The organism is Lachnoanaerobaculum sanguinis (genome assembly GCF_033242365.1).
In the GTDB taxonomy this organism is placed as follows: domain Bacteria; phylum Bacillota; class Clostridia; order Lachnospirales; family Lachnospiraceae; genus Lachnoanaerobaculum; species Lachnoanaerobaculum sanguinis.
Map to the genome: position 1 here is coordinate 200,419 of NZ_BTHK01000002.1, position 21,406 is coordinate 221,824.

Below are 21,406 nucleotides of genomic sequence, written 5' to 3' on the forward strand. Positions count from 1 at the left end.
GAGGGATTATGGCAGAAATTCAGAAAAAGCCTGTTCAGATAGTTGAGACCGTGCTGCGTGATGCACATCAGTCTTTGGTAGCAACAAGAATGACTACAGAACAGATGCTTCCTATAATAGATAAAATGGATAAAGTAGGCTACAGAGCTGTAGAATGTTGGGGTGGTGCTACATTTGACGCTTCGCTCAGATTCTTACATGAAGATCCGTGGGAAAGACTTCGTAAGTTTAAAGAGGGATTCAAAAACACTAAACTTCAGATGCTCTTTAGAGGGCAGAATATCCTTGGATACAATCATTATGCAGATGATGTTGTAGAGTACTTTGTTCAAAAGTCGGTTGCAAACGGTATTGATATAATTCGTATCTTTGATGCGTTAAATGATATCAGAAACTTAAAGACAGCTGTTGATGCGGCAAATAAAGAGAAAAATGCTGAAGTTCAAATAGCTCTTTGCTATACTTTGGGTGATGCATACACACTTGAGTATTGGAAAGATATTGCAAAGAGAATTGAGGACATGGGTGCAGATTCTCTCTGTGTAAAGGATATGGCAGGACTTTTGACACCATATGCCGCAGAGGAACTTATAGGAAGCCTTAAGGAATCTACAAACTTACCTATAGAGCTTCATACTCACTATACAGCAGGTTTGGCTTCTATGACTCTTTTAAAGGCGGTAGAGTCAGGATGTGATATAATTGATACAGCTATTTCACCTCTTGCACTTGGAACTTCACAACCTGCAACGGAAGTAATGGTAGAGACTTTCAGAGGAACACCATATGATACAGGTCTTGATATCAACTTACTTTCTGAAATAGCAGACTATTTCCGTCCGATAAGAGAAGAATTTATAAAGAGCGGATTACTTAATCCTAAGGTACTTGGAGTAAATATCAATACTTTAAAATACCAGGTTCCGGGAGGAATGCTTTCAAACCTTATAAATCAGCTTAAAGAGGCCGGTAAGGAAGATAAGTACAGAGAAGTTTTGGAGGAGATTCCAAGAGTTAGAAAAGACTTCGGAGAACCGCCGCTGGTTACACCTTCATCACAGATAGTAGGTACACAGGCGGTTATGAATGTGCTCTCAGGTGAGAGATATAAGTTGGTTCCAAAGGAATCAAAGAAGATAATGCTTGGAGAATTCGGTCAGACTATCAAACCTTTCAATAAGGAAGTGCAAAAGAAGATAATAGGTGATGAGAAGCCTATTACATGCAGACCGGCAGATCTTATTGCACCACAGCTTCCTGAATTTGAGAAGCAGGTTGCAAAGTGGAAAGAGCAGGATGAAGATGTACTTACATATGCACTTTTCCCAAAGGTTGCAGAGGAGTTCTTTGAGTACAGAGCAGCACAAAAGACAAAAGTGGATATGACTAAAGCAGACAAAGAAGCAGGAGCATATCCGGTATAAGTAAAATAAGTATTCAAAAATCCCTTACTTAATGTAGGGGATTTTTATGTAAGTGAAAATGAGAGAAATAAAGAGAAAAGTTTTAAAACAATTTAGCAGTGCCAGAATTATTCTGTTTGGATTTATTATTATGATATTTTTAGGGGCAAGTATTCTAAGTTTGCCTATTTCATCAAGAAGCAGGGAATTTACACCTTTTATAGATGCCCTGTTTACCGCAACCAGCGCAAGCTGTGTTACAGGCCTTATAGTATATGACACCGCTACACATTGGTCGGTATTTGGGAAAATTATAATAATAGCTATGATACAATGCGGAGGACTCGGTGTGGTAACGATGTTAACCGTATTTACTCAGGTTACAGGCAAAAAAATAGGACTAAGAGACAGAGCCACATTACAAAGTGCACTTTCAGCACCGCAAATTGGCGGTATTATCAGACTTACAAGTTTTATATTTAAAGCGACTATTATTATAGAGATGATTGGTGCACTCCTTATGTTCCCAAGTTTTATGAAAGATTTTGGGATAACAAAGGGAATATATTATTCTGTATTTCATTCTATATCTGCATTTTGTAATGCAGGTTTTGATTTGATGGGTGATGTAAGCAAATTTTCATCTTTGACAAAGTATCAATCCGATATAATGATAAATATAACAATAATGTTATTGATACTGATAGGAGGTCTGGGTTTTCTTATATGGAAGGATATATTTGATTACAGGTTTGATATAAAAAGATATTCCACTCAAACTAAGATAGTGCTTACAATGACATCTGTTTTGGTATTGTTTCCGTCCATATTATTTTTCTTTACAGAATTTAGCGGATTGGACATCAAGACAAGAGTGCTCTCAAGTTTATTTCAGGCGGTTACACCAAGGACTGCTGGATTTAATACTATAGATTATACGAAGTTTAGCGACAACGGTATAGCAATGACGGTTATTTTGATGTTGATAGGTGGAGGATCGGGATCTACAGCAGGCGGTATCAAGCTGACTACAATTTTTATTTTAGTTGCTACAATGTGTTCTGTTTTAAAGCAGGACAAAGAGGTAGCAGTATTTAAGAAAAGGATTGAACCGGATATAATAAAGAATGCCGTTGCGGTATTTGCTTTGGATATATTTTTATTTATAGTCGGATCAATGATTATAAGCGGAATAGAAGGATTTTCGCTTAAAGAAACAATGTTTGAGTGTGCATCTGCTGTTGCAACGGTAGGACTGACTTTGGGTATTACACCACATCTTGGAATTATTTCAAAAATATTGTTGATATGTATGATGTATTTCGGTAGAGTCGGAGGTATAACACTTATATTTGCGGCAGTTACTCCAAAAAAGAACGGGAATGCAAGATACCCTAAGGATCAGGTAGCGGTAGGATAAATTTTATAGAGGTGAATTATGAAGAGTTTTTTGGTAATTGGTGTCGGAAGATATGGACGACATTTATGTAAAAAGTTGTATGAAATGGGATATGATGTAATGGCTGTAGACAGAAATGAGGACTGTATAGAACCGGTATTGCCTTATACTTTAAATTCAATGATAGGAGACAGTACAAAGAAGGATTTTATAAAATCAATCGGTGTAAGTAATTTTGACACCTGTTTTGTAGCCATAGGTGATGATTTTCAAACTTCTTTGGAAACCACATCGCTGCTTAGTGAATGTGGTGCAAAATATGTGGTATCCAGAGCATCCAGAGATACACATGCTAAGTTTTTACTTAGAAACGGAGCAAATGAAGTGGTATATCCTGAAAGGCAGTTGGCGGAATGGGCCGCTATAAGATACAGCTCAAATAATATTTCAAATTATATTGAATTGCCCGGAGAAAACTCTATATTTGAATGTAAGGTGCCTAAAAGCTGGGAGGGAAAAACCGTATTGGAGCTTGATATAAGGAAAAAATACAAAGTTAATATTATGGGAATAAAAAAAGGTGAGAACTGGTATATGACTATTACTCCACAGACAAAGTTTGAAAAGGATCAGGATATAATGGTCTACGGAGCAAATAAATATTTGCAAAAATTCTTACATTTTGATTCAAGCAATTTTACAACTGAAGAAGAGGCTGAAGAAGATGATTGATGATATTTCTATAAGATCGGCAAATCCTGAGGATGCTAAAGAGCTGCTCAAAATATATGCATATTATGTAACGGATACGGCAATATCATTTGAAACAGAAGTACCAAGTGAGGAAGAGTTTAAATTAAGAATAGAAGAGGTTTTAAAAAGCTATCCGTTTATTGTTGCCTGTAAGGATGATGAAATACTGGGATATGCCTATTTGCATTCATTTGTAGGAAGAAAGGCTTATGAATTAAGTGCAGAGACTACCATATACCTAAATCCGGATAAGAAGAAAATGGGTATAGGAAAAAAATTATACTCTGTCTTGGAGGATATAGCAAAGGCGCAGAATATAACAAATTTATATTCATGTATCGGTTATGTGGATAAAGAGGATGAATATTTAAATAATAACAGTGTGCAGTTTCATGAACATATCGGGTTTAGAATGGTTGGAAAATTTGAAAACTGCGGTCATAAATTCGGTAGATGGTATCATATGGTGTGGATGGAGAAGATAATAGGAGAACATGGAGAGATTAGGGAGTTTTTGAAGTTTAAGGAGGTGGACTATCGTATTTAACTTTCAAAAATTAGATAGTTAAAGGTACATTCAAAATTTCATATAGATAATATACAAAATAAATAGATATATATTAAAGGATAAAGTACATCATAGCTTTCAAAATATATTTGCGATATACAAATATATTTTGAGCTTTTTAAAGTGTATTTTGGTATAAATTTACAAGTAATGTATTGACAAAATAAATGATTATGTTATTATAAAGAAAAAACGTAACGTTACGAATTGGAGAAATATGATAACTATAACAGAAGTTGCTAAGAAGGCAGGGGTTTCTCCTACAACTGCTTCATATGCGCTAAACGGTAGGGATGGAGTAAAGGCAGAAACAAGAGAAAAGGTACTAAAAGTTGCAAAGGAACTTAATTACATACCGAATAAGATTGCCCAAAGTTTTAGAAATGGTAAGACAAGGACAATAACTGTAATAACAAATGAGCTTATTGAAAGAGATAATACATTCACAGGAGAATTTTTTGGAATACTGTCTGAAGCCAGAAAACAGCATTATGATGTACTAATTAAGCTTATCGATAATAGAGAGATATCAGAGCATAAGATAAATGCAATATTCTCAAACAGAGTTTGTGACGGATTTTTATTGTTAGGTAATTTCCCGGAATTATATTTAAAGAGTTTAGTAGAGAGTAAATCATGTGGAATATTGATATCTTCACACACCGATGAGGATATACTACAAGTCAATTGTGATGGTAAATCCGGAATATATAATATAACTAAACTAGCAATAAAAAAAGGTCATAAAAAATTGGAATACTTGACTTATCAGTACTTGACTGAAGAAGAGAAGTTGCGTTTTTCCGGTTTTAAGGATGCAGTAAAAGAAAACAAAATAGGAAATGCAGAAATTTCAATTTGTGGATTTGATAGGGGAAGTATTTATAAGACAGTTTTCAATTGTATAAAGAAGGGAACTACTTGTTTTGTTTGTTGGAATGATACCTTGGCTTATACAGTAATAAATATTTTGGAGGAAATGGATATTAAGATTCCGGAACAGGTAAGTGTGACAGGATTTGATGATATTATTCCAACAACAGGAGAAGCTATTCTTACAACAGTTCATCAGCCGCTTTTTGAGAAAGGAAGAAAAGCTACAGAACTGCTTTTAGCTCAGATTAATCATGATATTGAGCCGGGGAAGAAAAATAATTTTTTTGTAGAAAGCCATATAGTAGAAAGGAAAAGTTTGTAGTGTTATACATCTACAAACTATTATTTGAAACACAATACGTAACGTTACAATATAGATAATAGAGGATTTGTCCTATGGTAAAAGATAAAGAAAAAATAATATGTCCGGATCCATTCATAATAAGATGGAAAAATGATTACTATTGTTATTGCTCAGGTGAAGATGGTATAAGAGTATTCTTTTCACATGATTTAGATAAATTTGAGGATATGGGTTACGTATATAAGGTATCTAATGAACATAGTTTTTGGGCACCATGTGTAATTGAAATAAAGGGTATTTTTTATTTATATTATTCTTCATTGAAAGAAAATGAGTATGATGACCACAGTCATTTTTTGAAAGTTATTAGTTCTAATAGTCCTTTAGGTCCATTTAAGAATAGTGTTACATTAACAAATAAATTTTGTATTGATCCACATGTTATAAAAAAATCGGGTAAATATATAATTTTTTATGCGGCAAATATTAATGAAAATCCGGAGTATGGAAGGATGGGTACTGCAATATGGAGAGATAAATTGGAAAGTCCATGTAAACTATCTGGGAATGAAGAAACTATACTTTTCCCCAGTATTGATCAAGAGATATTTATGAAAAACAGGTTTGGTGATGGAGTTGACTGGCATACATTAGAAGGACCTTTTTATATGTCAGATGGAGAAGAAAGCTGGCTTATGTATAGTGGAAATGCATATACAAGTCCGGATTACTTTATAAATTATGCTATTGAAGATAGTAGTAGCGGTAAACTCAAATACTATAAACAACCGTCAGATAGAGATTATTTACCACTTGTTAAAGGAAACTCAATATTGGATGGAACAGGTCATAACAGTATTACAAGAGCACCTGATCATATTACTCCAATTTTAGTATATCATGGGAGATCAAACAATCTTGAAAAATATGAAGGAGAAGATAGAGTGTTGTGCTTGGATAAAATATGGCGTGAAGGAAATATTTTGAAAACAAGTGCACCGAGTTGGGATGAGAATTTAATATTACCTAAGGCTGATATTAACTTTTTAGATAATTACTCGAAGAACGGAGAAGTATATAAACTAAAATCTAAAACAACATTTAATTTCCCGGATAGTGGTTCATACTATATTGAAGGATGCTTTAAAGCTGAAAATAAGGACATATATATTTATCTGATGGAAGGTAAAAAAATAGTAAAAAAAATAGAGATAGAGGAGGGGGATTATTGGCAGACAGTTGGAATATTGGTTTTTAACGGATTTATTAAGTTAAAAATTGAAGAAGAATGGATTGGTGAAAGAATATTGGGAGTTCCGGGCAATATGGCTATAGATACATTTGGGGAGTTAGAAATAATATACTTAGATTGTACATTTGTAAGAGATATTTATAGGAATATACCATGTTACCTTTTGTGAGAAGTCAGTTTAAAAAAGGCAGTTGTAGAAATTTAAAAAATATGTTGATGGAGGGAAAATGATATGAAGAAATTATTAGCTGTGATAGTTGGAGTAAGCGTTGCGTTAAGTGCAGTTGGGTGTAGTGCAAAAGCTAAAAGTGAAAAAGAAACAAAAGCAGATGAAAAAACTGTAATAACATACTGGAACGGTTTTACAGGTACAGATGGAGAAGTAATGCAAAGAATTGTAGATAACTACAATGAATCCAATCAATTAAATGTTGAGATACAAATGGAGAGGGTATCATGGGATACATTATATCAACAGCTTGCGACCTCTTTACCTGTAGGAGATGGACCTGATATTACTGCATTTGCTACAGAACGAATAGGTGAGTATGCGAAATCAGGTGCAATAAAACCAATTGATGAATTATATTCGAGTAAGAAAGTTGATACAACTAAAATTCCGGCAGTTTTCAATGAGAATCTTCAATATAATGGAAATTATTATGGTGTTCCTTTAAATATAGCTTCTTTAGTTATGTATTATAATAAAGATATTTTTGATAAAGCAGGTGTAGAATATCCTAACGAAAATTGGACATGGACAGATCTGGAGGATGCAGCGTTGAAACTTACAAAGGATATAGACGGTGAGCATCAATATGGATTTGGTATGGCTACTAATAACACAATTCCAATGTGGCCAATTATGATTTGGGCAGGTGGAGGAGACTATATAAAGGATGGAAAATCGGTATTTAACAGTGAAGAAAATATTGAAACTGTTAAGAAGTGGGCAGGATTAATAAGGGATAGTAAAATTGGCCCTCAAGTTTGTACAGGTGCTGAGATTGACACATTATTTTCAACAGGAAAGTTAGGAATGTATTTTTGTGGCCCTTGGGCAGCAGGAAGTTTTGATTCTGCAGGAGTAAACTACGGCATGGCCGGAGTTCCAAGCGGACCTTCAGGTAAAGCAACACTAGCACAAGGTGTCGGTATGTATATGACTTCAAGTGCATCAGAAGAAAAGAAAAATGCAATTTATGACTTCTTTGCATATTGGCAAAGTGTAGATGTACAAGTTGAGTGGTCAGGTAGTGTTGGCTATCCGGTAGCAAATACAGATGCTATTAAAGATGATAGATTGAAAGATAATAAAGCTGTAGCACTATTTAGTGACCAGATTCAATATGCACATTTTTATTTACAGCAACTTACTAACTTTAATGAGATAGACAGTGATGCAATTACTCCCGCAATTGAAAAAATTTTATTAGATGGAGATGATGTGAAAACAACTTTAGATAATGCCTCAAAACAGATAGATACATTACTCAAGTGATTTTATTAAAGAGTAGTGAAAATATTTCACTACTCTTTAAAAAGGAGAATATATGATAAATTCTAAAGGTAAAAAGTATTTTGTAAAACAAAGAAGAGCAGGTGTATTATTTATATTACCGTCTATGTTGATATTCAGTATATTTGTTTTTGTACCTCTTATCATGTCATTTATCTATAGTACTCAGACATTTAATATGATGTTTAATAATGTAAAATTTGTAGGTGCTTCAAACTATATAAAGCTGATTTGTGATTCCAGATTTTGGAATGCGTTGAAAAATACTGTGTTTTACACAGTATGTATAGTTCCTTTACAAGTTATATTGGCTTTATTTGCAGGTATAGCGCTAAAAAAACAAAGTCGATTTACTGCTTTTGTTCGCTCAATATATTTTCTGCCGGCGATTGTATCAATGACGATAATTGCAATTACATGGTCATTTTTGATAAATAATGATTATGGAATATATATGTATTTTTTCAGAAGGATTGGAATTAATATTCCAAATTTATTAAACAGTACAACGTGGGCTATGCCTACAATGATTGTTATAGGTATATGGAAGAATCTTGGCTTTAAAATGATAATTATTATTGCAGGTCTTGAAGGAATTTCAGATACATATTATGAGGTGGCTATATTGGACGGTGCCGGAAAGATGGACAAGTTTAGATATATTACTGTCCCTATGTTAATGCCGACTTTAACTTTTGTAGTTGTAGATTCTGTAATATCTTCTTTTCAAGTATTTGATCAAGTATATGTTGTTACTAAAGGTGGACCACTCTTTACAACGGAAACATTAGTTCAATATGTGTATTCAAATGCTTTTGAGAAATCAAATATGGGTTATGCCTCTGCTATAGCAGTATCACTTTTAATGATAACATTACTGTCATCAATTCCGTTATTTAAAATTATGAAGAAAAATGAAAATGAATTATCATAGGTGACAAAAATCCGATTTGAAAGGTTTGGTTATTATGAGTATGAAGAGGATAAAGATTTTAAGATTATTTACCGGTATATTATTGAGTATTGGCTTAATTATTATGTTATACCCTTTTTTATGGATGTTAATTACGTCATTTAAAAGAGAAGCAGATATAAGAAGTTTTCCACCTACGCTATTTTCAGTCAATTATACATTTGAAAACTACATAAATATTTGGAGAAGAATTCCTTTTTTATTATATTATAGAAATACAATTATTTTTGCAAGTTGTGTAACCATGTGTTCTATTATATTAGACAGCATGGCAGGCTATTCCTTTGCAAGAATAGATTTCAAAGGCAAGAATATATTGTTTGTTTTTGTGCTTTTAACTTTAATGATTCCGTTTCAAGTTATTATGGTTCCATTGTATTCGGAGTTATTTCACTTGAAACTTTTAAATTCTTATTTGGGATTGATTTTACCTAGAGCAACAAATGCATTTGGAATTTTTATGATGAGACAATTTTTTGTATCACTTCCAAAAGGACTGGAGGAGGCGGCTCGTATTGATGGGTGCAGCGAGTTTCAAATATATAAAAAAATTATGCTACCTTTATGTAAACCTGCGTTAATCACATTAATTATTTTTCACTTTATGTATAATTGGAATGATCTTTTGTATCCACTTATTATAGCGACAAAGCCTGAAATGAAGACATTATCAGCAGGTTTGGCATCTTTTATGGGAACTCATGTAGTTGATTATGGAATTATGATGGCTGGATCAATAATGTCACTATTACCGATTTTTGTTTTTTATTGTTTTGCACAAAAGGTTTTTGTTCAAGGTATAGCGATGACCGGTATGAAGGGATAAAGTATGAAAAATATAAAATTGAATATTGATAGAAGCAAAATAATTGGGGTAATGCCCGAAAATTTTTTCGGACATTTTATAGAATACATGCATGATTGCATTGAACCGGGTTTACTGGCTCAATTACTAAAATCAAGGAGTTTTGAAAACCTTGATAAAGAAGGACTACTTTCTTTTGAGCCATGGAAATGTTTTGGCAAAAATACAAAATGTGAGTTGGATGATAAGATTATTTATGCACCTTCATATTCTATACATATACTAAATAATAGTGAGGGATATGGAGGGATAAGACAGGAAAAAATAAAGTTATATGATAGTGAAATTTATAATGGATATATTTGGGCTTATTCTAAAGATACTATAACATTATATATTAAAATAAAATGTGATAGAGAAATTATATTTACAGATAGTATAATCTCAGGAAAATGGCAAAAAATAAATTTTTCTTTTTGCAATGGTTCTTCAGATTTAGATGCAGAAATATCGTTTTATATAGAGGGTAAAAATGAAGTATGGTTGGATCAAGCGTCTTTAATACCAAATAATTCAATTGTAGGTACTTGGAATACAGTTGCAAAAAAAATAAAGGATTTGAAACCGGGTACCTTGAGATTTCCGGGAGGATGCGTTGCTGATTGTTACTTTTGGGAAGATGGAATCGGATCTGTAGATAAAAGACCTTGTAAAGAGAATAAACATTGGGGAGGAATGGAAAGTAACAGTTTCGGGACAGATGAATATATTACGTTTTGTAGAGAAGTGAGAGCGGAACCGCTTATATGTGTTAACTTTGGGTCGTCAACATCATATGACGCTGCAAATTGGGTTGAGTATTGTAATGGTGATTGTAATACTGAATACGGAAAAAAGAGATTAACAAATGGCAATTCAGTTCCATATAAAGTCAAATATTGGGAAATAGGAAATGAAGTTTTCGGTAATTGGGAAATAGGACACAGTAATGAATTTGACTATATAAAAAAATATTTAGTTTTTGCAAAAGAGATGAAAAAAAGAGATGAAAGTATATTTCTATTAGCTTGTGGTGGTGATGGTGGAAGTTTAGATCAAAGTTGGAATGAAGTTGTACTGAAAGAAGGAAAAGGATATATAGATGCGTTAGCGTTACATTTTTACGCTCCCCTCATTGAAGATCAGGAGTTAGACGATGAACAAATATACTATGCTACAGTTTCTGCTTCAGAAAAATTTGATAAAGTAATTAAAGATACTTGTAGGACAATGGATAAAACCGGATATAAAATTCCAATTGCAATAACTGAATGGAACTGTAATTATGGTGAGAAAAATAAGTCGGAAAGAGAACAGAGTTTAGAAGCAGTTATAGCAAATTCATGTATAATAAATACATTTCTTAATAATATAAATGATCTTAACATATGTAATATTTCAGATTTGATAAATGGATGGGCAGGTGGCATTATACGAAGTAATGATGGAGCTGTATATGAAACCGGCACATATAAATTAATAAAGCTATATGTAGATGCGGATATTGAATATGTTATAGACAGCAATTATAATTGTGATGTGTTTAAAGTAAAAGAAACAGGAAATATTGAGGACATGAGTAATATCACATATTTGAACATGGTATGTTGTCTGGATAAACTAGGAAAATGTATTATATTTGCTGCAAATAGAAGTATATCTGATAGTTATATTCTTGACTTGGATTCGGAAGTAGAAAGCTATGAGTATATATGGGCAGATAATATACATGCAAGAAACACTTTAGAATATAAGAATAATATTGATTGTGTAAAAGTAGATTCTAATGTAAATAGGCTTGTTTTGCTACCACATTCCGTATACAAAATAAAAATAAAATAATTTATAAAATAATAAAGTTGATTTTTTATAGATATTCTAATCTGTAAAATTATCAACTTTATTTTTATTATAGAAGTAACTTTAATTATTAATATTTCATTGACAAAAACATATGAATATGATTAAATGAACTTAGAAATAATATTCCATAAAATAAAATATTTACTGAAACAATATTTTATAATTTGCGAATGATAGGAGTTTTATGAGAGAAGAAGATTATCAGATTTCTTTTGAAATAATTGCTACAGCAGGGGACAGTAAGGGGTATTCAATGGATGCCATCTGTGATGCAAGAAAGGGCGACTTTGAATCTGCAAATGAAAAGCTTAAAGAGGCGAATAAGAGACTTTTACAAGCTCATGAATTACAGACAGATATGATTGCAAAGGAAGCCGGAGGTGAGCAGGTTCCTGTAAATATTATTCTGATACATTCACAAGACCATCTTACAATGGCGAATGTAGCTGAGGAATTGGCTGAGGAGATGATCTCACTCTATAAAACTATTGCCGATCTAAAGACGGAAATAGAGGAAATAAAAAAGAAAATATAAAAGTGATTGGGAGTTCCATAAAATTTGGAGGTAATACATTGGATATAGTATTGCAAATCAAAGAGGAATATTCAAAACTGACCAAGTCGGAACAGAGAGTGGCGGATTATTTTATAGATAATTATAAAGATGCTATAAATCTAAGTACACAATCAATTGCGGCAATAACGGGCACATCACCGGCTACAGTCATCAGATTTGTAAAAAGTCTGGAATTTGACGGTATTCAACAGCTGAAACTGGCATTGGCTGCAGATTTGGATTCGGATAAAGATTATACAGGCGATGAGATAATACATCCTGAAGACGAACTTGAAGATATTATAGAAAAAAACAAAATAAATCTTATTAAGAGTATTGAAAAACTTTATGCTCTGATGGATATAAGTCTTATTGAAGAGGCGATAGATGCAATAGATAATGCAAGGAAAATATATCTGTTCGGAGTAGGAGCCAGCGGTATAGTTTGTTACGATATAAATTATAAGCTTTCAAGAATAGGTAAGGATGTTGTATTTAATAATGATATACATTTACAGCTTGTTAATTTGAACTTTATTAAAAAAGAAGATGCCTGTGTTTGTATAAGTTATAGCGGAAATACAAAGGAGACTGTTTTGGTAGCTGAAATTGCAAAAAGAGCAGGGGCAAAGACAATAGGTATTTGTTGTTTCGGCAAGAATGAATTGTCTAAAATCTGTGATATAACTCTTCGTGTTCCGCATGATGAGAGAGAATTAAGACTTGGAGCAATTTCAAGTCGTAATACCACACTTACTTTATTGGATATGATTTATCTTGCAATATCACACAGACATTATCCCGAAGTTCTTAAAGATATTGAAGCCACAAGAGATTTGATAAAGAAACTTAGAGACTGATTTTGTTAAAGGAAGTGAAAAATGAGAATGCTATGGGGAGGTGCAAGTGCCTCAAGTCAATATGAAGGAGGATTTACTCTTTTTAATAAGGGTATGGATACCCAAGACTGCAGAAGATATATAAAAAGGACAGATAATGCGACTACCTCTACAAGACTTCTGACAAAAGCCGATATAGAAAGAGCGAAAAATCCGAAAGATGGTGACTTCTTCCCGGGAAGAAAGGGAAGTGAAGGACTTGCACATATTGATGAAGATATAGAATATTTATCTGAACTTGGGATAGACATATACAGGATTTCCGTTGCATGGTCCAGAATTTTTCCGACAGGTGAAGAAGAGGAACCGAATGAAGATGCTCTTAATATGTACGGGGATATTCTTAAAAAATTAAAAGAAAAGGGTATTAAGATATATCTTAGTCTTACACATTATGCACTACCTCTTGCATTGGTTGAAAAATACGGTGGATGGAAAAACAGAAAGCTTGTTGATTTGTATTTAAAATATGCAAAAGTAATATTTGAAAGATTTGGAAAGTACTTGGACTATGTAGTACCTTTCAATGAGATAAACACCGGCTTTTTCAGTCCTTTCAACGGACTTGGACTTCTCAGAGATGAAAACAAAGAGGGAAGCGGATATGAGTTAAATGATATATTTGCAGGACTGCACAATCAGTTTATAGCTTCCGCAAAGGTAATTGAGCTTGGAAGAAAAATGCTTGATGCAAGTTTCGGATGTATGGCCGCCTGTTTTTGCTATTACGGATATTCATGTAATCCCTTCGATCAGTTAAAGACGCTTCAATATGAACAGGTGAATCAATGGTTCTTTACAGATGTATTGGCCGGTGGAGAGTATCCGTATTATATGAAGAAGTATTTCAGAGATAATAATGTGAAAGTGGAGTTTCTACCGGGAGATGAAGAACTGCTAAGAAATAATACGGCGGATTTTGTAGGATTTTCATATTACCAGTCAAATGTATGTGCATCGGAAGAGATGGAAAAAACAGCGGGAAATCTTGTTGTGAGTACAAAGAATCCTTATTTAAAAGCAAATGAATGGGGGTGGCAGATTGATCCTGTCGGAATAAGAATTTCCATGAATAAGATTTATGACAGATACAAAAAGCCTGTAATGATTACTGAAAACAGTTTCGGATACAATGATGTACTTTTGGAAGGCAATATTATAAATGATGATTACAGAATAGAATATCTGAAAGATCATTTTGAACAGATAAAGCTGGCAATCGATGACGGAGTGGAATGTCTGGCATATTTGCTCTGGGGAATTATAGATATTGTATCGGCCGGTTCTTTGGAAATGAGTAAGAGATACGGTGTAGTATATGTTGATGCCGACAATCTTGGAAACGGAAGCTACAAAAGATATAAAAAGAAAAGTTTTGAATTCTACAAGGATTATATAGAAAAGGAGAGAGAAAGTGTTAAGTCTTGATAGATTGGATACTGAAAAAAGAAATATTAACACGATGAATCTTGACGAACTTTCCACAGTAGAAATCATTGAGAAAATAAATCAAGAGGATAAAAAAGTTGCAGACTGTGTGGAGCCAGTTATTCCGGAAATAGGAAAGGCAGTGGACTTTGCAGTACAAAGTATAAAAAGAGGCGGCAGACTTATTTATATCGGTGCCGGTACATCCGGCAGACTTGGAATACTTGATGCCAGTGAATGTCCGCCGACTTACGGAGTACCTTTTGATATGGTGATAGGAATCATGGCAGGTGGTGACAAGGCCATGAGAAAAGCTGTTGAAGGTGCGGAAGATTCCAAAGAACTTGCTGTTAATGATTTAAAGGAACTTAAACTTGACGAGAGGGATACTTTGGTAGGACTTGCGGCAAGCGGTAGAACTCCTTATGTAATAGGCGGTCTTGAATATGCAAGAAGTCTGGGCAGTAAAACGGTAGCTATCAGCTGTGTACAGGAAGCTCAAATATCCGATTATGCGGATGCAAAAATAGAAGTGGTTGTAGGAGCCGAGGCTATAACCGGTTCAACCAGAATGAAGGCCGGTACGGCACAAAAGATGGTCCTTAATATGATTTCCACAACTACAATGGTAAAGATAGGCAAGGTATATCAAAACCTTATGGTAGATGTGGCTACAACCAATGAAAAGCTGAGAGTAAGGGCTTTGAATATAGTAAGTGAAGCTACAGGAATAGATAAGGATATCTCAAAAAAGCTTTTGGAAGAATCAGGGTATGATGTCAAAGTTGCCATAGTTATGGGAATTGTATCTGTGTGTGCCGATAAGGCTAAGGAAACTTTGGAAAATAATAATCTTGATGTCAGTGCAACGATAAAGAAATTGCTTAAAAATAACAGGTGATTGAAAATATTTATTTAAAAATATTAAAATTCGATTTCATACAAAATCGGGTTTAGAAAGAAGGTAATATATGAAGGTATTATTTGTTTGTTCGGGCGGCATGTCATCAACCATTGCCGTAAATGCCTTGAAAAAAGAGGCCGAAAAGCATGGTGAAACGATTGAAGTTCTTGCAATAGGAACTCAGGCTGTTGATGACGAGGTAAAGAACGGTTGGAATTGTGTGATGGTTGCACCACAGATTCGCCACAGATTTGATAATATCAAGGCTGCGGCAGATGCACAGAATATTCCATGTGCATTAATCGAACCTATGGCTTATTCACCTCTGGGTGGACCTAAGCTTTATACACAGATGAAGGGATTAACAGGAGGTAATTAAAATGTTTGATAATATTGCTGCATTTTTAGACAAAAATTTAAGTACACCGATGGCAAAGCTCAGTGAACAAAGACATTTAAGAGCTGTAAGAGACGGTATTATTGCCACTTTGCCTATAGTAATTGTAAGTTCACTTTTTCTTGTAATTGCATTCTTGCCGAACCAAATGCCGGCAACTTGGGGAATTTCACAGTTTATAAAAGCAAATGCGGGAAGAATTCTTCTTCCATATCGTATGGCAATGTATATTATGACATTATATGCAGTGTTCGGAATAGGATTTTCATTGTCAAAGAGCTATGATTTGGACGGACTTTCAGGAGCTATTCTTTCAGAATTGACATTCCTGTTGACAGTTGTACCTGTATCACTTCCTGAGGCAAGTGAAGAAATTCAAAGCCTTGCCGCAAACAATCAGGCTTTGGCAGATTATATTAAGGCAATACCAAGCGGTTGGCATCTTGGAATGTCGTATATCGGATCTGACGGAATGTTTGTAGGTATTCTTTCAGCATTCTTTGCGGTAGAAATCTATAGATTTACCCAGAAATCAGGCTTTAAAATCAGAATGCCTGAGCAGGTTCCGGAATCTGTTGCAAGAAGTTTTGAAGCACTTACACCTACCGTTATTATTCTTCTTATAGTTTCAACTATATGCATGTGGCTTGGAATAAATGTTCACGGTATTGTAGGTTCAGTTATAAGACCTATAGTACATGTTGCGGATACACTTCCGTCAGTACTTTTACTTACATTCCTTGATTCATTCTTCTGGTGCTTCGGTATACACGGAAGCAGCGTGGTAGGTAGTGTTACAAGACCTATATGGCTTATGCTTCTTGAGCAGAATTCAAATGCGCTTGCAGCAGGAATGGCTATTCCGAATATTGCTCCGGAGCCTTTCTATCAGTGGTTTATATATATCGGAGGTTCAGGAACAACTATAGGACTTGCAATCTTACTTTTATTCAGATCAAAATCACAGTATGGCAAGACACTTGGAAAGGTAGCTTTTGTACCGGCGCTATTTAATATCAATGAACCGATGATTTTCGGATGCCCTATAATCCTTAACCCTGTTCTTTTGATACCTTTTGTTTTAAATCCGATTATTTGTGCTATAATTGCATGGATAGCAACTGAGCTTGGACTTGTAAACAGGGTGGTGGCGTCAGCACCATGGACCTTGCCGGGACCTATAGGTGCATTCCTTGCAACAAACGGAGATATCAGAGCACTTATATTAAATGTACTTTTGATAATTCTTTCAATACTTATTTATCTTCCGTTCTTTAACAAGTATGATGCCGATTTAAAGAAGCAGGAAGAAAGTGATGTTGCTGCATAATATTTTACGTAATAATATAAAGGAGAGTTATGCGTAGACTTGGGATATCAATTTATCCTGAAAAAGACAATGTGGAAAATATTATTGAATATATTAAGAAAGCCGGATTTTCCGGCTTTTCTCGTATCTTCTCATGTCTTTTATCAGTGAATAAATCAAAAGAAGAGATAATACATGATTTCAGTAAGATAAATCGTTATGCAAAAAGCCTTGGGTTTGAAATAATAGTTGATGTGTCACCTTCAGTTTTTGATAAACTAGGAATATCATATAAGGACCTTTCTTTCTTTAAAGAAATAGGAGCGGACGGACTTAGACTTGATATGGGATTTAGCGGACTGGAAGAGTCTGTTATGACTTTTAATGAATACGACTTGAAGATAGAAATTAATATGTCAAATGATGTTTCAACTATTGATACAATAATGAATTATGAACCTAACAGATACAATCTATACGGATGTCATAATTTTTATCCGCATAATTACAGCGGACTCGGACTTGATTTCTTTAAAAGCTGTACAAAAAGATTTAAAAAATACGGTCTGAACACTGCGGCATTTATTACTACAAGAAGTAAAGGATCGTTTGGTCCGTGGCCTACCGATTTCGGGCTTCCGACTTTGGAAATGCACAGAAATATGAGTATTGATAAGCAACTAAAGCATATGATTGCTATGGATGACATTGATGACATTATTATTTCAAATTGCTATCCGACAGATGAGGAGATTGAAAAGATAAAAAGCATTCCTCTGGACAGAGTATGCTTCGATGTAAAACTTTTGCCCGAACTTCCTGTACTTGAAAGAACTATAGTTTTAAAAGAAATGCATTTTAACAGAGGCGATAAGTCGGACAATTTTATCAGATCTACAGCTTCAAGGGTAAAGTACAAGGGTGAAAAGTTTGAAGTAATAAATCCTGCACCTATAAAAAGAGGTGACATTATAATTGAAAGTTCGCTCTACGGTCATTATGCGGGAGAACTGCAGATTGCTCTAAGCGATATGGAAAATTCGGGGATGAGCTCCGTGGTCGGGCATATTGATAAAGATGAGTTGTTCTTGCTTGATTATATAAGGCCTTGGCAGAAGTTTGCAATGAAGGAATCAAAGGAAGTATAGATGAAAAATACTTATTACATAGGAATAGACGGTGGGGGAACAAAGACAAATTTTATACTGTTTGACAGTGATAAAAACAGTATAGCATCCGTTTTAATGCCTACAATCCATCCTGCGCAGACAAGTTTTAAAGAGGCGGTATCTATTCTTGCCGAGGCGAGAGAAAAGTTGCTTATTAATATAAAAGACTGTGATTATGATTTGAAGGTGGGAGCAGGTCTTGGAGGATACGGTATAAATAAGGATTACAGAAAAAAGCTTGAGGATGAGTTTTCATCAGTATTTGAAGAGTTCAGGCTTTATTCTGATGCCTACGCCGCAATGCTTGGCGCACTTGGAGGAGATGACGGAATACTTATTATTGCAGGTACAGGAAGTATAGGGCTTGCAAAGATAGGTGAGAATACATACAGGTGTGGAGGTTTCGGATACAGATACGGCGACGAGGGCAGTGCATACAGTATAGGAAAAGCGATTATTTCAGCAGCCTTAAAGGAATCTGACGGCAGAAACAAAAAAAGTAAGATATATGATTTGGTACTTGAATATTTTAAGATGAATAGTGTTAATGATATAGCAACGAGCGATTTCACAAGAGAGCATATAGCAGGTCTGGCGGCAGAGGCATCAAAATATATTTATAGCTGTGAAAGTATAAAGACTATCTTTGAAAGAGCGGCAGGAGAAATAACTCTACATATAAAAGCATTGAGTGAAAAATTTGAAAATAAAATAAAGTTAAGTTATATAGGAGGAGTCTTTAAGTCTGAGTTTATAATGAAAATGATAAAAGAAATGAATCCGGATATTGATATTGTTTCACCGATATTTCCACCTGAAAAAGGGAGTATACTACAAGTATAGTGAAAAGCGGGAATATTTCTGCTATAATGAGTATAAATAAAAAAATTATATTTTGTTGAGGTGAAAAATGGGAAAAAGAAAACTGGCATCCATACAGTATGTACATAATATCACGCCTATAGAGGGTGCTGAAAAGATAGAATGTGTACATGTATTGGGATGGCAATGTGTAGCTAACAAAGGTCAATTCAGTATAGGTGATAAATGTATATATATGGAAGTGGATTCATTCCTTCCTGTATGTGAACGTTTTGAATTCCTTCGAGCAAGCAGCTTTAAAGAGAATGAAATAATGGGAGCAGGATTCAGGCTGAAAACCATGAAATTCAGAGGACAGATATCACAGGGATTGGTACAACCTTTAGAAATACTTCCTGAAGGTAAATATGAAATAGGTGATGATGTAACCGAACTTCTTGGAATAAGAAAATGGGAAATAGAAGAGAGAGTAAGCAATGACGGCACTGTTATTGCAGAGTTTCCGAGTGAAATCTCAAAAACCGACGAGCTGAGAGTGCAGTCATATCCTGAGTTAATAGAGGAGTTTAAATCTGTAAAGGGATATTACATTAGTACTAAAATGGACGGGTGCAGTGTAACCATGTATAAGAGCGGTGATCATTTCGGTGTATGCGGAAGAAACTATGAATATGCAGATGATGATAAATGTGATATGTGGAAATATGCACATGAACATAGAATAGAAGAGAGATTAAAAGAAAATAATCTTGACGATATAGCAATTCAGGGTGAATTTTGCGGACCGGGTATTCAAAAAAACAGACTTAATCTGAAAACACCTGAGTGGTATGTATTTACAGTAACGGATATGAAAACTAATACAAGGCTTTCCATGTATAAGACCGAGGAGATATGTAAGCTTCTTGGTTTAAATATGGTGCCTGTAGAGGAAGTGGAAGAAGAGTTTAAGTATAAAAACGTTGATGAACTTTTGGAGAGAGCAAAGGGAAAGTACGCTTCAGGAAGGAATAAGGAAGGTATAGTAATAAGACCGGTTGAAACTGTCTATTCAAACACCATAGCAGGCCCGCTGTCTATGAAAGTTATAAATAATGATTATCTTTTGAAAGAGTAGTAAAATACTTTTATAAAATTGAGAGGGCTACAGTTTAGGATGTAAAAATGAGTTCGAAACTGTAGCTTTTTTTGTATTTTTTTAAAAAGTCACTTGACTTTAGAAATACGAAAAAGTATAATAAATACACTGCTTTTGCAGGAGGCTTAATTCAAACATCATAATAACTTAAAAATAATTTAAATTGTAGTTGACAAGATGTTGAATTAATGGTATTATATCTAAGTTGCTTGAAAAGAGCAAAATAAGCTTTAAATAATCTGAAAAAACTTTTAAAAAGTTGTTGACAAGATAAAATGAGCTTGATATAATAGCTAAGCTGTTTCAAACAGCGAAGCAAACGAACCTTGATAATTTAAGATTAAACAGTACACACAACCCTGAAAAAATTCTTGATTATTTCAATAATCAATGAAGTTTCAGAAAAAACAACGTTTAGATTCGAACAGAATTTAAAACCTTTAAAAAAACAGTAGATCTGTGAAAACAGATGCAAGCTAGCGAGAAGGCTAGATTAAACTTTTATATGAGAGTTTGATCCTGGCTCAGGATGAACGCTGGCGGCGTGCTTAACACATGCAAGTCGAACGAAGCTGTTAGAAGGAAGTCTTCGGATGGAATTTTGACAGACTTAGTGGCGGACGGGTGAGTAACGCGTGGATAACCTGCCTTATACAGGGGGATAACGGAGAGAAATTTCCGCTAACACCGCATAAGACCACAGCACCGCATGGTGCAGGGGTAAAATATTTATAGGTATAAGATGGATCCGCGTCCGATTAGCTAGTTGGTGAGGTAAAGGCCCACCAAGGCGACGATCGGTAGCCGGCCTGAGAGGGTGAACGGCCACATTGGGACTGAGACACGGCCCAAACTCCTACGGGAGGCAGCAGTGGGGAATATTGGACAATGGGGGGAACCCTGATCCAGCGACGCCGCGTGAGTGAAGAAGTATTTCGGTATGTAAAGCTCTATCAGCAGGGAAGAAAATGACGGTACCTGACTAAGAAGCCCCGGCTAACTACGTGCCAGCAGCCGCGGTAATACGTAG

Annotated in this window: 19 protein-coding genes and 1 rRNA gene; all 20 read left to right on the top strand. The window is 34.6% G+C overall.

The genetic code is table 11. The features are described 5' to 3' along the window. Positions 1-8: 8 nt before the first annotated feature. Entirely contained in the window at positions 9-1,424 is a 1,416-nt protein-coding gene (locus tag SBH76_RS02225) for an oxaloacetate decarboxylase subunit alpha (protein ID WP_317976631.1), read from the top strand. Between the two features lie 58 nt (positions 1,425-1,482). Next, positions 1,483-2,823: a TrkH family potassium uptake protein gene (locus tag SBH76_RS02230; protein WP_317976647.1), complete on the top strand. Its 1,341-nt coding sequence runs from the start codon at positions 1,483-1,485 to the stop codon at positions 2,821-2,823. 18 nt (positions 2,824-2,841) lie between these two features. After that, a complete protein-coding gene (locus SBH76_RS02235) occupies positions 2,842-3,534 on the top strand; it encodes a potassium channel family protein (RefSeq protein WP_317976632.1) in 693 nt (230 codons plus the stop codon). Next, on the top strand, positions 3,527-4,102 hold the full coding sequence (locus SBH76_RS02240) for a GNAT family N-acetyltransferase (protein WP_317976633.1): 576 nt from the start codon (positions 3,527-3,529) through the stop codon (positions 4,100-4,102). The genes SBH76_RS02235 and SBH76_RS02240 overlap by 8 nt, the downstream gene beginning before the upstream one ends. 238 nt (positions 4,103-4,340) lie before the next feature. Then, a complete protein-coding gene (locus SBH76_RS02245) occupies positions 4,341-5,321 on the top strand; it encodes a LacI family DNA-binding transcriptional regulator (protein ID WP_317976634.1) in 981 nt (326 codons plus the stop codon). 74 nt (positions 5,322-5,395) lie between these two features. Beyond that, positions 5,396-6,724 carry a family 43 glycosylhydrolase gene (locus tag SBH76_RS02250; protein ID WP_317976635.1) on the top strand — a complete coding sequence of 443 codons (1,329 nt, stop codon included), beginning with the start codon at positions 5,396-5,398 and terminating at the stop codon, positions 6,722-6,724. 63 nt (positions 6,725-6,787) lie between these two features. Then, positions 6,788-8,056, top strand: coding sequence for an ABC transporter substrate-binding protein (locus SBH76_RS02255; protein WP_317976636.1), 1,269 nt, complete (start codon positions 6,788-6,790; stop codon positions 8,054-8,056). A 52-nt stretch (positions 8,057-8,108) separates the two neighbouring features. Next, complete coding sequence (locus tag SBH76_RS02260) at positions 8,109-9,008, top strand: carbohydrate ABC transporter permease (protein ID WP_317976637.1); 900 nt, start codon at positions 8,109-8,111, stop codon at positions 9,006-9,008. 16 nt (positions 9,009-9,024) lie between these two features. Then, complete coding sequence (locus SBH76_RS02265) at positions 9,025-9,873, top strand: carbohydrate ABC transporter permease (protein WP_290651628.1); 849 nt, start codon at positions 9,025-9,027, stop codon at positions 9,871-9,873. A 3-nt stretch (positions 9,874-9,876) separates the two neighbouring features. Further along, complete coding sequence (locus tag SBH76_RS02270) at positions 9,877-11,733, top strand: carbohydrate binding domain-containing protein (RefSeq protein ID WP_317976638.1); 1,857 nt, start codon at positions 9,877-9,879, stop codon at positions 11,731-11,733. Positions 11,734-11,938: 205 nt separating this feature from the next. Next, a complete protein-coding gene (locus SBH76_RS02275; RefSeq protein WP_317976639.1) occupies positions 11,939-12,289 on the top strand; it encodes a PTS sugar transporter subunit IIA in 351 nt (116 codons plus the stop codon). A gap of 38 nt (positions 12,290-12,327) precedes the next feature. Continuing rightward, the gene (locus SBH76_RS02280) at positions 12,328-13,170 is read left to right on the top strand and encodes a MurR/RpiR family transcriptional regulator (protein ID WP_034211962.1); all 843 of its coding nucleotides are present in this window, start codon (positions 12,328-12,330) and stop codon (positions 13,168-13,170) included. A gap of 21 nt (positions 13,171-13,191) precedes the next feature. Continuing rightward, positions 13,192-14,637, top strand: coding sequence for a glycoside hydrolase family 1 protein (locus SBH76_RS02285; RefSeq protein WP_317976640.1), 1,446 nt, complete (start codon positions 13,192-13,194; stop codon positions 14,635-14,637). Then, the gene (murQ, locus tag SBH76_RS02290) at positions 14,624-15,538 is read left to right on the top strand and encodes an N-acetylmuramic acid 6-phosphate etherase (RefSeq protein WP_317976641.1); all 915 of its coding nucleotides are present in this window, start codon (positions 14,624-14,626) and stop codon (positions 15,536-15,538) included. Before SBH76_RS02285 ends, murQ begins: the two co-directional genes overlap by 14 nt. Before the next feature lie 70 nt (positions 15,539-15,608). Then, positions 15,609-15,920 (top strand): PTS sugar transporter subunit IIB, encoded by a 312-nt coding sequence (locus SBH76_RS02295; RefSeq protein ID WP_007592556.1) that lies wholly within the window; start codon positions 15,609-15,611, stop codon positions 15,918-15,920. A 1-nt stretch (position 15,921) separates the two neighbouring features. Then, entirely contained in the window at positions 15,922-17,268 is a 1,347-nt protein-coding gene (locus tag SBH76_RS02300; protein WP_317976642.1) for a PTS sugar transporter subunit IIC, read from the top strand. A 29-nt stretch (positions 17,269-17,297) separates the two neighbouring features. Next, positions 17,298-18,395 (top strand): DUF871 domain-containing protein, encoded by a 1,098-nt coding sequence (locus tag SBH76_RS02305; RefSeq protein ID WP_317976643.1) that lies wholly within the window; start codon positions 17,298-17,300, stop codon positions 18,393-18,395. Beyond that, a complete protein-coding gene (locus tag SBH76_RS02310; RefSeq protein ID WP_317976644.1) occupies positions 18,396-19,259 on the top strand; it encodes an N-acetylglucosamine kinase in 864 nt (287 codons plus the stop codon). Between the two features lie 67 nt (positions 19,260-19,326). Beyond that, positions 19,327-20,355 (top strand): RNA ligase family protein, encoded by a 1,029-nt coding sequence (locus tag SBH76_RS02315; protein ID WP_290651646.1) that lies wholly within the window; start codon positions 19,327-19,329, stop codon positions 20,353-20,355. A gap of 522 nt (positions 20,356-20,877) precedes the next feature. Beyond that, positions 20,878-21,406, top strand: a 16S ribosomal RNA gene (locus SBH76_RS02320); the annotation flags it as partial.

Excerpts from the sequence above, each read along its gene's own strand:
- SBH76_RS02225 (WP_317976631.1), top strand. The coding sequence starts at position 9 with ATGGCAGAAATTCAGAAAAAGCCTGTTCAGATAGTTGAGACCGTGCTG.
- SBH76_RS02230 (WP_317976647.1), top strand. The coding sequence starts at position 1,483 with ATGAGAGAAATAAAGAGAAAAGTTTTAAAACAATTTAGCAGTGCCAGA.
- SBH76_RS02235 (WP_317976632.1), top strand. The coding sequence starts at position 2,842 with ATGAAGAGTTTTTTGGTAATTGGTGTCGGAAGATATGGACGACATTTA.
- SBH76_RS02240 (WP_317976633.1), top strand. The coding sequence starts at position 3,527 with ATGATTGATGATATTTCTATAAGATCGGCAAATCCTGAGGATGCTAAA.
- SBH76_RS02245 (WP_317976634.1), top strand. The coding sequence starts at position 4,341 with ATGATAACTATAACAGAAGTTGCTAAGAAGGCAGGGGTTTCTCCTACA.
- SBH76_RS02250 (WP_317976635.1), top strand. The coding sequence starts at position 5,396 with ATGGTAAAAGATAAAGAAAAAATAATATGTCCGGATCCATTCATAATA.
- SBH76_RS02255 (WP_317976636.1), top strand. The coding sequence starts at position 6,788 with ATGAAGAAATTATTAGCTGTGATAGTTGGAGTAAGCGTTGCGTTAAGT.
- SBH76_RS02260 (WP_317976637.1), top strand. The coding sequence starts at position 8,109 with ATGATAAATTCTAAAGGTAAAAAGTATTTTGTAAAACAAAGAAGAGCA.
- SBH76_RS02270 (WP_317976638.1), top strand. The coding sequence starts at position 9,877 with ATGAAAAATATAAAATTGAATATTGATAGAAGCAAAATAATTGGGGTA.
- SBH76_RS02275 (WP_317976639.1), top strand. The coding sequence starts at position 11,939 with ATGAGAGAAGAAGATTATCAGATTTCTTTTGAAATAATTGCTACAGCA.
- SBH76_RS02285 (WP_317976640.1), top strand. The coding sequence starts at position 13,192 with ATGAGAATGCTATGGGGAGGTGCAAGTGCCTCAAGTCAATATGAAGGA.
- SBH76_RS02295 (WP_007592556.1), top strand. The coding sequence starts at position 15,609 with ATGAAGGTATTATTTGTTTGTTCGGGCGGCATGTCATCAACCATTGCC.
- SBH76_RS02300 (WP_317976642.1), top strand. The coding sequence starts at position 15,922 with ATGTTTGATAATATTGCTGCATTTTTAGACAAAAATTTAAGTACACCG.
- SBH76_RS02305 (WP_317976643.1), top strand. The coding sequence starts at position 17,298 with ATGCGTAGACTTGGGATATCAATTTATCCTGAAAAAGACAATGTGGAA.
- SBH76_RS02310 (WP_317976644.1), top strand. The coding sequence starts at position 18,396 with ATGAAAAATACTTATTACATAGGAATAGACGGTGGGGGAACAAAGACA.
- SBH76_RS02315 (WP_290651646.1), top strand. The coding sequence starts at position 19,327 with ATGGGAAAAAGAAAACTGGCATCCATACAGTATGTACATAATATCACG.